12 protein-coding genes and 1 tRNA gene are annotated in these 12,238 nt (G+C 62.3%); all 13 read left to right on the plus strand.

The window, feature by feature from the left end; translation table 11 throughout:
* Nucleotides 1-3: 3 nt before the first annotated feature.
* The 13 genes from ACO1XS_RS07100 (at nucleotide 4) to nuoL (ending at nucleotide 12,196) form a co-directional block, all read left to right on the plus strand.
* Nucleotides 4-88, plus strand: a tRNA-Leu gene (locus tag ACO1XS_RS07100).
* Between the two features lie 156 nt (nucleotides 89-244).
* Nucleotides 245-604: an NADH-quinone oxidoreductase subunit A gene (locus tag ACO1XS_RS07105; protein ID WP_331568932.1), complete on the plus strand. Its 360-nt coding sequence runs from the start codon at nucleotides 245-247 to the stop codon at nucleotides 602-604.
* 65 nt (nucleotides 605-669) lie between these two features.
* The gene (locus tag ACO1XS_RS07110; protein ID WP_027819582.1) at nucleotides 670-1,149 is read left to right on the plus strand and encodes a NuoB/complex I 20 kDa subunit family protein; all 480 of its coding nucleotides are present in this window, start codon (nucleotides 670-672) and stop codon (nucleotides 1,147-1,149) included.
* A 19-nt stretch (nucleotides 1,150-1,168) separates the two neighbouring features.
* Complete coding sequence (locus ACO1XS_RS07115; protein ID WP_331568930.1) at nucleotides 1,169-1,771, plus strand: NADH-quinone oxidoreductase subunit C; 603 nt, start codon at nucleotides 1,169-1,171, stop codon at nucleotides 1,769-1,771.
* 9 nt (nucleotides 1,772-1,780) lie between these two features.
* A complete protein-coding gene (locus ACO1XS_RS07120; RefSeq protein ID WP_331568928.1) occupies nucleotides 1,781-3,034 on the plus strand; it encodes an NADH-quinone oxidoreductase subunit D in 1,254 nt (417 codons plus the stop codon).
* Nucleotides 3,035-3,188: 154 nt separating this feature from the next.
* The gene (nuoE, locus tag ACO1XS_RS07125; RefSeq protein ID WP_331568926.1) at nucleotides 3,189-3,674 is read left to right on the plus strand and encodes an NADH-quinone oxidoreductase subunit NuoE; all 486 of its coding nucleotides are present in this window, start codon (nucleotides 3,189-3,191) and stop codon (nucleotides 3,672-3,674) included.
* On the plus strand, nucleotides 3,671-4,999 hold the full coding sequence (gene nuoF, locus ACO1XS_RS07130) for an NADH-quinone oxidoreductase subunit NuoF (RefSeq protein WP_331568924.1): 1,329 nt from the start codon (nucleotides 3,671-3,673) through the stop codon (nucleotides 4,997-4,999). The genes nuoE and nuoF overlap by 4 nt, the downstream gene beginning before the upstream one ends.
* 55 nt (nucleotides 5,000-5,054) lie before the next feature.
* The gene (nuoG, locus tag ACO1XS_RS07135) at nucleotides 5,055-7,394 is read left to right on the plus strand and encodes an NADH-quinone oxidoreductase subunit NuoG (RefSeq protein WP_331568922.1); all 2,340 of its coding nucleotides are present in this window, start codon (nucleotides 5,055-5,057) and stop codon (nucleotides 7,392-7,394) included.
* The gene (nuoH, locus tag ACO1XS_RS07140; protein ID WP_331568920.1) at nucleotides 7,395-8,459 is read left to right on the plus strand and encodes an NADH-quinone oxidoreductase subunit NuoH; all 1,065 of its coding nucleotides are present in this window, start codon (nucleotides 7,395-7,397) and stop codon (nucleotides 8,457-8,459) included.
* Between the two features lie 14 nt (nucleotides 8,460-8,473).
* Entirely contained in the window at nucleotides 8,474-8,962 is a 489-nt protein-coding gene (gene nuoI, locus ACO1XS_RS07145) for an NADH-quinone oxidoreductase subunit NuoI (RefSeq protein WP_486390322.1), read from the plus strand.
* Between the two features lie 119 nt (nucleotides 8,963-9,081).
* On the plus strand, nucleotides 9,082-9,789 hold the full coding sequence (locus ACO1XS_RS07150; RefSeq protein ID WP_331568916.1) for an NADH-quinone oxidoreductase subunit J: 708 nt from the start codon (nucleotides 9,082-9,084) through the stop codon (nucleotides 9,787-9,789).
* A 17-nt stretch (nucleotides 9,790-9,806) separates the two neighbouring features.
* Nucleotides 9,807-10,112: an NADH-quinone oxidoreductase subunit NuoK gene (gene nuoK, locus ACO1XS_RS07155; RefSeq protein WP_173256587.1), complete on the plus strand. Its 306-nt coding sequence runs from the start codon at nucleotides 9,807-9,809 to the stop codon at nucleotides 10,110-10,112.
* 17 nt (nucleotides 10,113-10,129) lie between these two features.
* On the plus strand, nucleotides 10,130-12,196 hold the full coding sequence (gene nuoL / locus ACO1XS_RS07160) for an NADH-quinone oxidoreductase subunit L (protein WP_486390323.1): 2,067 nt from the start codon (nucleotides 10,130-10,132) through the stop codon (nucleotides 12,194-12,196).
* The last annotated feature ends 42 nt before the right edge of the window (nucleotides 12,197-12,238 follow it).

A 12,238-nucleotide genomic window follows, 5' to 3' on the forward strand; every position in this document is an offset into this window, starting at 1 on the left:
AGTGCCGACGTGGTGAAATTGGTAGACACGCTATCTTGAGGGGGTAGTGGCGAAAGCTGTGCGAGTTCGAGTCTCGCCGTCGGCACCAAAGTTATCCAATGCCAGCCGCATGCTTCGCTTCGGCTGGCATTGTCACTTCTGGGGTTTGCTTGCGGCATGCTTGCAATGCCATGACGAAGTGGTTTTCGATCGCGGATGCACCAGTTTCTCCGTGGCACTCAGAACCAACCGATAGAGGATAGTCTTGAACCTCGCAGCCTACTTCCCCGTTCTGTTATTCCTTCTCGTGGGCCTGGGTTTAGGCATTGCGCTTGTCAGCATTGGCAAGATCCTCGGTCCGAACAGGCCCGACAGTCAAAAGAATTCGCCTTACGAGTGCGGCTTCGAGGCATTCGAAGACGCGCGCATGAAGTTCGACGTGCGTTACTACCTCGTGGCCATCCTCTTCATCATTTTCGATATCGAGACCGCGTTCCTGTTTCCGTGGGGCGTTGCCCTGCGCGACATCGGCTGGCCCGGCTTCATGGCGATGATGATTTTCCTGCTCGAACTCCTGCTGGGCTTTGCCTACATCTGGAGGAAGGGCGGACTCGATTGGGAGTGATGGGTTAATCGCCGGTGTCTCGCGGAGGGCCAAGCGCCGGTCGTTCCGCCTGGAGTGCAAAGCAAATGAGTATCGAAGGGGTCTTGAAGGAAGGGTTTGTCACCACCACGGCTGACAAGCTGATCAACTGGACGCGCACGGGCTCGCTCTGGCCCATGACGTTCGGTCTCGCATGTTGCGCGGTCGAGATGATGCATGCGGGCGCGGCCCGCTACGACCTCGACCGCTTCGGCGTGGTGTTCCGCCCGAGCCCGCGCCAGTCGGACGTCATGATCGTCGCCGGCACGCTGTGCAATAAGATGGCACCGGCGCTGCGCAAGGTGTACGACCAGATGGCCGAGCCGCGCTGGGTCATTTCGATGGGTTCGTGCGCGAACGGCGGCGGTTACTACCACTACTCGTATTCGGTTGTGCGGGGATGCGACCGCATCGTGCCCGTCGACGTCTACGTGCCCGGCTGTCCGCCGACCGCGGAGGCGTTGGTCTACGGCGTGATCCAGCTGCAAGCGAAGATCCGGCGTACCAGCACCATCGCCCGTCAATAAGCCTGAGGCTCCCCACAATATGGCAAGCAAACTCGAGACCCTCAAAGCGAACCTCGAGACGGCCTTCGGCGGCCGTCTTTCGAGCCTAACCGAATCGGTCGGCGAATTGACGATCGTCGTCAAGGCGGACGACTTCCTGGATATCGCGAAGCGTCTGCGCGACGACCGCGCGCTCGGGTTCGAGCAACTGATCGATCTGGCTGGCGTCGACTATCAGACCTATGGCGACGGCGCCTACGACGGCCCGCGCTTCGCGGCCGTGCTCCATCTGCTGTCGGTATCGAACAACTGGCGTCTTCGCGTGCGCGTGTTCGCCCCCGACGATGAAATGCCGATCGTCCCGTCCGTCGTCGACATCTGGAATTCGGCGAATTGGTACGAACGCGAGGCGTTCGACCTTTACGGCATCGTCTTCGAAGGCCATCCGGATCTGCGCCGCATTCTGACCGACTACGGTTTCATCGGACATCCGTTCCGCAAGGATTTCCCTGTCTCCGGTTACGTCGAGATGCGTTATGACCCGCAAGAGCAGCGCGTCGTCTATCAGCCGGTGACGATCGAGCCGCGCGAAATCACGCCGCGCGTGATCCGCGAGGATCGCTACGGCGGCATGAAACACTGAGAGAGCGCCATGGCAGAGATCAAGAACTACACGCTCAACTTCGGCCCGCAGCACCCGGCAGCGCACGGCGTGCTGCGCCTCGTGCTCGAGCTCGATGGCGAAGTCATCCAGCGCGCCGATCCGCATATCGGCCTGCTGCATCGCGCGACCGAAAAGCTCGCCGAGAGCAAGACCTTCATTCAATCCGTGCCCTACATGGACCGCCTCGACTATGTGTCGATGATGGTCAACGAGCACGGCTATGTGCTCGCGATCGAAAAGCTGCTCGGCATCGATGTGCCGATCCGCGCGAAATACATCCGGGTGCTGTTCGACGAAGTCACGCGCGTGCTGAACCACCTCATGTGGATCGGCGCGCACGCGCTCGACGTCGGCGCAATGGCCGTGTTCCTTTATGCGTTCCGTGAGCGTGAAGACCTGATGGACGTCTACGAGGCGGTCTCGGGCGCGCGCATGCATGCAGCGTATTATCGGCCGGGCGGCGTCTATCGCGATCTGCCTGACGCGATGCCGCAATACAAGGCATCGAAGATTCGCAACGCGAAGGCGCTCGAACGGATGAACGAGGCGCGCCAAGGCTCGGTGCTCGATTTCATCGACGATTTCTTCACGCGCTTTCCGACCTGCGTCGACGAGTACGAAACGCTGCTCACCGACAATCGCATCTGGAAGCAGCGCCTCGTCGGTATCGGCGTCGTGAGTCCGGAGCGCGCGCTGCAGCTCGGCATGACGGGGCCGATGTTGCGCGGCTCGGGCATCGAATGGGATTTGCGCAAGAAGCAGCCGTACGAAGTCTACGACCAGATGGATTTCGATATTCCCGTTGGCGTGAACGGCGATTGCTACGACCGGTATCTGGTACGGGTCGAGGAAATGCGCCAGTCGACGCGCATCGCGAAGCAGTGCATCGAATGGCTACGCAAGAATCCCGGCCCCGTGATGATCGACAATCACAAGATCGCGCCGCCTTCGCGCGTTGCGATGAAGTCGAACATGGAAGAGCTGATTCACCACTTCAAGCTCTTCACGGAGGGTTTCCATGTGCCCGAAGGCGAGGCGTATGCGGCCGTCGAGCATCCGAAGGGCGAGTTCGGCATCTACTTGATCTCGGACGGCGCGAACAAGCCGTACCGGCTCAAGATTCGCGCGCCGGGCTACGCACATCTCGCAGCGCTCGACGAAATGGCGCGTGGCCATATGATCGCGGACGCTGTCACGATCATCGGTACGCAGGACATCGTGTTCGGCGAAATCGACCGCTGAGCGCCTGGCCGTATGTTGCGCGTCCCAGGCGGGGCGCCGCAGACGGCGAGCGCCGCGGGTCGCAAAGAACGCCGGGTCCGCCGCCACGGCTGGGCAAGCAGGAAACGGGTGGCGGGTTTTCGTTCGGTAGGTATTGAAAGAGTCGTGTCTGAAAATGATCTCAGCTGAAGGCCTGAAAGAAATCGATCGCGCGGTGGCGAAGTATCCCGCCGATCAGAAACAGTCCGCCGTGATGTCGGCGTTGGCCGTCGCTCAGGAAGAGCACGGCTGGCTCTCGCCCGAGCTCATGCAGTTCGTCGCGGACTACCTCCAGATGCCGGCCGTGGCCGTGCAGGAGGTGGCGACGTTCTACACCATGTACGAGACCTCGCCTGTCGGCAAGCACAAGATCACGCTTTGCACGAATCTGCCCTGCCAGCTCGGTCCCGATGGCGGTGCCGAGAGCGCGGCCGAGTACCTGAAGCAAAAGCTTGGCATCGACTTCGGCGAGACCACGCCCGACGGCAAGTTCACGCTCAAGGAAGGCGAGTGCATGGGCTCGTGCGGCGACGCCCCGGTACTGCTCGTGAACAACCACCGTATGTGCAGCTTCATGAGCCGCGAGAAGATCGACCAGCTGCTCGAGGAGCTTTCGAAATGACGTCATTGCACGATCGCCATATCAAACCGCTGATTCTCGCGGGCCTTAACGGCGAGAACTGGCACCTCGAAGACTACGTCGCGCGCGGCGGCTACAAGCAACTGCGCCGTATTCTCGAAGAGAAGATTCCGCCGGAGCAGGTCATTGCCGACGTGAAGGCGTCGGGCTTGCGCGGCCGCGGCGGTGCCGGCTTTCCGACCGGCCTCAAATGGAGCTTCATGCCGCGCCAGTTTCCGGGGCAGAAGTATCTCGTATGCAACTCGGACGAAGGCGAGCCCGGCACGTTCAAGGATCGCGACATCCTGCGCTGGAATCCGCATTCGCTGATCGAGGGAATGGCCATCGGCGCATACGCGATGGGCATCACGGTCGGCTACAACTACATTCACGGCGAGATCTGGGAAGTCTACAAGCGCTTCGAAGAGGCGCTTGACGAGGCTCGCCGCGCGGGCTTTCTGGGCGAGAACATCCTCGGTTCGGGTTTCTCGTTCGAGCTCTATGCGCACCATGGCTACGGCGCTTACATTTGCGGCGAAGAGACGGCGCTGCTCGAATCGCTCGAAGGCAAGAAGGGCCAGCCTCGCTTCAAGCCGCCGTTCCCGGCGAGCTTCGGCGTGTACGGTAAGCCCACGACGATCAACAACACCGAAACGTTCGCGGCCGTGCCGTTCCTGCTCGAGATCGGGCCGCAGGCCTATCTTGAACTGGGCAAGCCGAACAACGGCGGCACCAAGATCTTCTCCGTGTCGGGCGACGTCGAGCGTCCCGGCAACTATGAAGTGCCGCTCGGCACGCCGTTCGCCACCCTCATGGAGCTGGCCGGCGGCATGCGCGGCGGCAGGAAGCTGAAGGCGGTCATTCCGGGCGGCTCGTCCGCGCCGGTCGTGCCGGGCGACATCATGATGCAAACCGATCTCGACTACGATTCGATCGCCAAGGCCGGGTCGATGCTGGGTTCGGGCGCCGTCATCGTCATGGACGAGACACGCTGCATGGTGCGCTCGCTGCTGCGCCTGTCGTACTTCTACTATGAAGAGTCGTGCGGCCAGTGCACGCCGTGCCGCGAAGGCACGGGCTGGCTGTGGCGCGTCGTCAACCGCATCGAGCACGGCCAAGGTCGCCAGGAAGACCTCGACCTGTTGAACTCGGTGGCGGAGAACATCATGGGCCGCACCATCTGCGCGCTGGGAGACGCCGCCGCGATGCCGGTGCGCGGCATGCTCAAGCACTACTGGGACGAATTCGCATATCACGTCGAGCACAAGCGCTGCCTGGTCGGGCCGCACGCGGGTGTGCCGGCGGCGGCTGACGCGGCGCTCGCTTGACGCGGCGCGCGAAAGATCGATCGAGCGGTAAATAGGTTAAGGACCATTCACCATCATGGTTGAACTTGAAATAGACGGGAAGAAGGTCGAGGTGCCCGAAGGCAGCATGGTGATCCAGGCTGCGCATAAGGTCGACACGTACATTCCTCACTTCTGCTATCACAAGAAGCTTTCTATCGCGGCCAACTGCCGGATGTGTCTCGTCGAAGTCGAGAAGATGCCGAAGGCTGTTCCCGCCTGCGCCACGCCGGTCTCGGCGGGCATGGTCGTGCGCACGACGTCCGAGAAGGCCGTCAAGGCGCAGCAATCGGTGATGGAATTCCTGCTCATCAATCACCCGCTCGACTGCCCGATCTGCGATCAGGGCGGCGAGTGCCAGTTGCAGGACCTCGCAGTCGGCTACGGCAAGTCCGCGTCGCGTTACAGCGAGGAAAAGCGCGTGGTGTTCCACAAGAACGTCGGCCCGCTGATCTCGATGGAAGAGATGACGCGCTGCATCCACTGCACGCGCTGCGTGCGCTTCGGCCAGGAAGTGGCCGGCGTCATGGAGCTGGGCATGCTCGGCCGCGGCGAGCACTCGGAAATCACGACGTTCGTCGGCAAGACCGTCGATTCCGAACTTTCGGGGAACATGATCGATCTGTGCCCGGTCGGCGCGCTGACGAGCAAGCCGTTCCGCTATAGCGCCCGCACGTGGGAGCTCTCGCGCCGCAAGTCGGTGAGCCCGCACGATTCCGTGGGCGCCAATCTCGTCGTGCAGGTGAAGAACAACCGCGTGATGCGCGCGCTGCCGCTCGAGAACGAAGCGATCAACGAGTGCTGGATTTCGGACAAAGACCGTTTCTCGTACGAAGCGCTCAGTAGCGAGGAGCGTCTGACGCAGCCGATGATCAAGCAAGGCGGCCAGTGGCTCGAGACGGACTGGCCCACGGCGCTCGAATATGCAGCCAAGGCGCTCAAGGGTATCAGCGGGGAACACGGCGCCAATGCGCTCGCGCTGCTCGGTAGTCCGCACAGCACCGTCGAAGAACTGTTCTTGTTGAAGGCGCTCGGCAACGCGCTCGGCACCCCGAACGTCGATTTCCGCCTGCGTCAATCCGATTTCTCGGCAGCGTCGGCCGGAGCGCCGTGGCTCGGTATGCCGATCGCCGATTTGTCGCTCGTCGACGGCGGGTTCGTCATTGGTTCGTTCCTGCGCCGCGATCATCCGCTGTTGGCTGCGCGCCTGCGCCAGGCCGCACGGACCGGAGCGAAGCTGCATCTGCTGCAAGCCACGGCCGATAAATCGCTGATCCCGAGCGCGAAGACGATCGTCGCCGCGCCGTCGGCCTGGCTCGACGCGCTGGCCGGTGTCGCCGCGGCGGTCTCGCAGCTGCGCGGCGCCGCCCTGCCGGAAGGCTTGGGTGGGACCGAGGCAAACTCCGCCGCGAAGGATGTCGCCGCAGCATTGACGAGCGGCGAGCGCCGTGTCGTGCTGCTCGGCAACGGCGTGGTCCAGCATCCGGACTTCGCCCGCATCCATGCGTTGGCGCACTGGATCGCGGATCAGACCGGCGCGACGCTCGGTTTCCTGACCGAAGCGGCGAATACCGTCGGCGGCCATATCGTCGGCGCGTTGCCCGGTGCGGGCGGCCTCAACGCTCACGACGCATTCGCTTCGCCGCGCAAGGGCTACGTGCTGCTCAATCTCGAGCCCGAATTCGATACGGCCAACCCCGCGCAGGCACTCGCGGCACTGGGGCAAGCCGAAACGGTCGTGATGCTCTCGTCGTTCAAGACCGGCACCGAATATGCCGACGTGTTGCTGCCGATCGCGCCGTTCACCGAGACGGCCGGCGCGTTCGTCAACGCGGAAGGCACGCTGCAGGCGTTCAACGGCGTGGTGCGCCCGCTTGGCGAAGCGCGGCCGGCATGGAAGGTGTTGCGCGTGCTGGGCAATGTGTTGGGCCTGCCGGGCTTCGATTACGACACGGTCGAGGATGTCCGTGCCGCTGCAGTGCCCGATGGTGCGATCTCGGCGCAATTGTCGAATCGCGCGAACGCAGCGCTGGCCCAAGGTGGCGCGCGCGCGTTGAAAGTGGAGAAGGGCGCGCTCGAGCGCATCTCGGACGTGCCGATCTACCATGCGGACCCGCTCGTGCGCCGCGCACCGTCGCTGCATCTGACGGCAGCCGCGCGTGTCGCGAATACGGTCGGCTTGCCCGCGGCGCTGTTCGATCAGCTCGGATTGAAAGAGGGCGATGCCGTGCGCGTGCGCCAGGGCGATCGTGCCGTGGTGGCTAGCGCAACGCGCGACGCGGACCTGGCTGAGACGGCCGTGCGCGTGTCGGCGGCGACGCCCGTCGGCGCGGCACTCGGCGGCCTCATCGGTGAACTGCTGGTGGAGAAGGCGTAAATGAGCTTGTTCGATACGATCAACGCGGGCGGCAGCGAGGTGCTCGGTGCGGCATGGCCCACGGTCTGGGCGCTCGTGCGCATCGTCGTGGTGGCGGTCGCCGTTTTGCTCTGCGTGGCCTATCTGATCCTCTGGGAGCGCAAGCTGATCGGCTGGATGCACGTGCGTCTCGGTCCGAACCGCGTCGGCCCCGCCGGTCTCCTGCAGCCGATCGCGGACGTGCTGAAGCTGCTTTTGAAGGAAGTGATTCAGCCGAGTGCGGCGAACCGGTGGCTCTACGTCATCGCGCCGATCATGACGGTGGTGCCGGCTTTCGCGGTCTGGGCCGTCATTCCGTTTCAGGCCAAAGCCGTGCTCGGCGACATCAACGCGGGCCTGCTGTATGTGATCGCGATCTCGTCGATCGGCGTGTACGGCGTGATTCTCGCGGGCTGGGCATCGAACTCGAAGTACGCGTTTCTCGGCGCGATGCGCGCCGCGGCGCAGATGGTCTCGTACGAAGTGTCGATGGGCTTCGCGCTGGTGGTCGTGCTGATGACTTCGGGCAGCCTGAACCTCTCGGACATCGTCACCTCGCAAGAGCGCGGCATCTTCGCGAGCCACGGCATCACGTTCCTCTCCTGGAACTGGCTGCCGCTCTTGCCCGTGTTCGTCGTCTATTTCATCTCGGGCATCGCCGAGACGAACCGCCACCCGTTCGATGTGGTGGAAGGGGAGTCGGAGATCGTCGCGGGCCACATGATCGATTACTCGGGTATGGCGTTCGCGCTGTTTTTCCTCGCCGAGTACATCAACATGATCGTGATCTCGGCGCTCGCGGCCACGCTTTTCCTCGGCGGCTGGAGTGCGCCGTTCGGGTTCCTGTCCTTCATCCCGGGTATTTTCTGGCTCGTCCTGAAGGTGTTTCTGCTGCTGTCCGTGTTCATCTGGGCGCGCGCCACATTCCCGCGTTATCGCTATGACCAGATCATGCGTCTGGGCTGGAAAGTGTTCCTGCCCGTGTGCATTCTCTGGGTCGTCGTGGTCGGGTTCTGGATCATGTCGCCGCTGAACATCTGGAAATGAGGGGCGCGAAGCAAATGAACGCAATCCAAAACTTCTTCAAGACGTTTTTTCTGACCGAGCTGCTGAAAGGGCTTGCGCTGACGGGTCGCTACACGTTCAAGCGCAAGTTCACGGTGCAGTTCCCCGAAGAGAACACGCCGATCTCGCCGCGGTTTCGCGGCCTGCATGCGCTGCGCCGGTATGAAAACGGCGAAGAGCGCTGCATCGCATGCAAGCTTTGCGAGGCCGTGTGCCCCGCGATGGCGATCACGATCGAATCGGAGACGCGCGCCGACAACACTCGGCGCACGACACGCTACGACATCGATCTGACCAAATGTATTTTCTGCGGTTTTTGCGAAGAAAGCTGCCCCGTCGATTCGATCGTGGAAACACACATTCTCGAATATCACGGCGAAAAGCGCGGCGATCTGTATTTCACGAAAGACATGCTGCTCGCAGTCGGCGATCGCTATGAAACGGAGATCGCCGCATCGAAGGCGGCGGATGCGCCGTATCGGTAACACGCACTGGCCTGACCGTTGTTGACGTGGCGCGGGAGCCGGCCTCGACTCCCGCGGCATGTGCGGCGTGCTGCCTACGAAACCCAGCCTGACGATGGGCTAACGATGAACCGGTAATCATGGAATTCACTACCGTACTGTTCTACATCTTCGCGCTGCTCCTGACTGTGTCGGGGCTGAAGGTGATCACGTCGCGCAACCCCGTGGGGTCAGCGCTTTTTCTCGTGCTCGCGTTCTTCAATGCGGCCGCCATCTGGATGCTGCTCGAGGCGGAGTTCCTCGCCATTTTGCTCGTGCTGCTGTACGTCGGCGCGGTGATGGTGCTCTTCCTGTTCGTCGTGATGATGCTCGATATCAACCTCGACGTGCTGCGCAAAGACTTCAGGCGCTTCGTGCCGATGGCGACGATCGTCGGCGCGATCATCGTCGTCGAGACGGCGCTGATCCTCTGGCACGGCTACGGTGCGACGGCCACGCCGGTGCACGACGTGACGGCGGCCGGCGGTGCCGCGGGGGTGGGTGGCGCGGCCGTCATGTCGAACACGTATCTGATCGGCAAGGTCATCTATACGGACTACGTGTTCGCGTTCGAAGTCGCGGGCCTCGTGCTGCTCGTCGCGATCATCGCGGCGATCGCGCTAACCGCGCGCAAGGGTAAGGACAGCAAGCGCCAGCGCGTGTCCGACCAAGTGAAGGTGCGCGCGAAAGACCGCGTGCGTCTCGTGAAGATGCCCGCGGAGAAGGCGCTTGAAACGGCTCAGGGCCCCCAGGCGCCGGGTGAAGCGGGCGCGAACGTGGGTGCCGGTGCCGTCGGCCACAACGGCTGAGCGTCGAGGAGAAAAACATGTTGACCCTGGCTCATTACCTCGTACTTGGCGCGATCCTCTTTTCGATCGGCGTCGTCGGCATTTTCCTGAACCGTCGCAACGTCATTATCATCCTGATGGCGATCGAGCTCATGCTGCTCGCGGTGAATACGAATTTCGTCGCGTTCTCGCATTACCTCGGCGACGTGCACGGGCAGATCTTCGTCTTCTTCGTGCTGACGGTGGCCGCGGCCGAAGCGGCGATCGGCCTCGCGATTCTGGTGACTCTGTTCCGTACCCTCGACACGATCAACGTCGAGGATCTCGATCAGCTCAAAGGTTAAATTCAGGCACTGCGGTTATGTCCACGACACTCAATGAAAACCTGCTGCTGGCGGTCCCGCTCGCACCGCTCGCCGGCTCGCTGATTGCCGGGCTTGCCGGCAAGGCGGTGGGGCGCAAGGGAAGCCACCGCGTCACGATCCTCGGCGTGCTGATCTCGTTCATTCTCTCGTCGATCGTCTTTTTCGACGTCGTGAATGGCGCGAGCTTCAACGCCACCGTCTACGAATGGATGAACGTCGGCTCGCTGAAGTTCGAAGTCGGCTTCCTCGTCGATTCGCTGACGGCCATGATGATGTGCGTGGTGACCTTCGTGTCGCTGATGGTGCACATCTACACGATCGGCTACATGGCTGACGACGATGGTTACGAGCGCTTCTTCTCGTACATCTCGCTCTTCACCTTCTCGATGCTGATGCTCGTGATGAGCAACAACTTCCTGCAGCTGTTCTTCGGCTGGGAGGCGGTGGGCCTGGTCTCGTACCTGCTGATCGGTTTTTACTTCACGCGGGAAAGCGCGATCTACGCCAACATGAAGGCGTTCCTCGTGAACCGTGTCGGTGACTTCGGCTTTCTGCTCGGCATCGGCCTCTTGCTCGCGTTTGCCGGCTCGATGAACTATGGCGAGGTGTTCGCCAAGCGCACGGAGCTTGCCGCGCTGAGCTTTCCCGGCACGCACTGGGGCCTCTTGACCGTCGCCTGCATTTGCCTCTTCATCGGCGCAATGGGTAAATCGGCGCAGTTCCCGTTGCACGTGTGGCTGCCCGATTCGATGGAAGGCCCCACGCCGATTTCCGCGCTGATTCACGCCGCAACGATGGTGACGGCCGGCATCTTCATGGTGACGCGCATGTCGCCGCTGTTCGAGCTTTCCGACACGGCGCTCTCGTTCATCATGGTGATCGGTGCGATCACGGCGCTGTTCATGGGCTTTCTCGGTATCGTTCAAAACGACATCAAGCGCGTGGTCGCTTACTCGACGCTCTCGCAGCTCGGCTATATGACCGCCGCGCTCGGCGCCTCGGCCTATTCGGTCGCCGTCTTCCATCTGATGACGCACGCGTTCTTCAAGGCGTTGCTGTTCCTCGGCGCGGGCTCGGTCATCATCGGGATGCACCACGATCAGGACATGCGCAACATGGGCGGCCTGCGCAAATACATGCCGATCACCTGGATCACGTCGCTGATCGGTTCGCTCGCGCTGATCGGCACGCCGTTCTTCTCCGGCTTCTACTCGAAGGATTCGATCATCGACGCGGTTGGGCTCTCGCATCTGCCGGGCGCGGGCTTCGCCTACTTCGCGGTGGTCGCAAGTGTCTTCGTGACGGCGCTCTATTCGTTCCGGATGTACTTCCTCGTCTTCCACGGCGAGGAGCGTTTCCGCCATCCGCAGGACTTCGGCAACGGTCATGGCGCCGAAGCGTCCGCGCACGCTAGCCATGACGATGGCCATGGTCACGACGCGCATGACGATCACGGCCACGGGCATGAACCGCACGAGACGCCCTGGGTCGTGACGTTGCCGCTCGTGCTGCTCGCGATTCCGTCGGTCGTCATCGGTGCGATCGCGATCGGCCCGATGATCTTCGGCGGATTCTTCGACCATGGCGTCGCGTTCGAGAAGGTCATCTTCATCGGCGAGAATCATCCGGCCATCGAGGAGATGTCGAAGGAATTCCAGGGCTGGTTCGCGATGGGCCTTCACTCGGTATCGGCCTTGCCGCTGTGGCTGGCGCTTGCCGGCATCGTGACGGCATGGTTCCTGTATCTCAAGCGCCCGGACCTGCCGGCTGTGATCCGTCGCGCGTTCGGGCCGATCTACACATTGCTCGACAACAAGTACTACATGGACAAGATCAACGAAGTCGTCTTCGCCAAGGGCGCGGTGCTGATCGGCCGCGGGCTCTGGAAAGAGGGCGATGTCGTGGTCATCGACGGTCTCGTCAACGGAAGCGCGCGCTTCATCGGCTGGTTCGCGCGAGTGATCCGCTTCCTGCAATCCGGTTACATCTACCACTACGCGTTCGCCATGATTATCGGCATGCTGGGGCTCCTTACCCTGTTTGTAACGCTCGGCGGCAAATAAGGCGGGGGACACTTAATGCACTCTTTTCCGATTCTTAGTACC

The sequence above is a fragment of the Trinickia sp. genome, assembly GCF_057351765.1.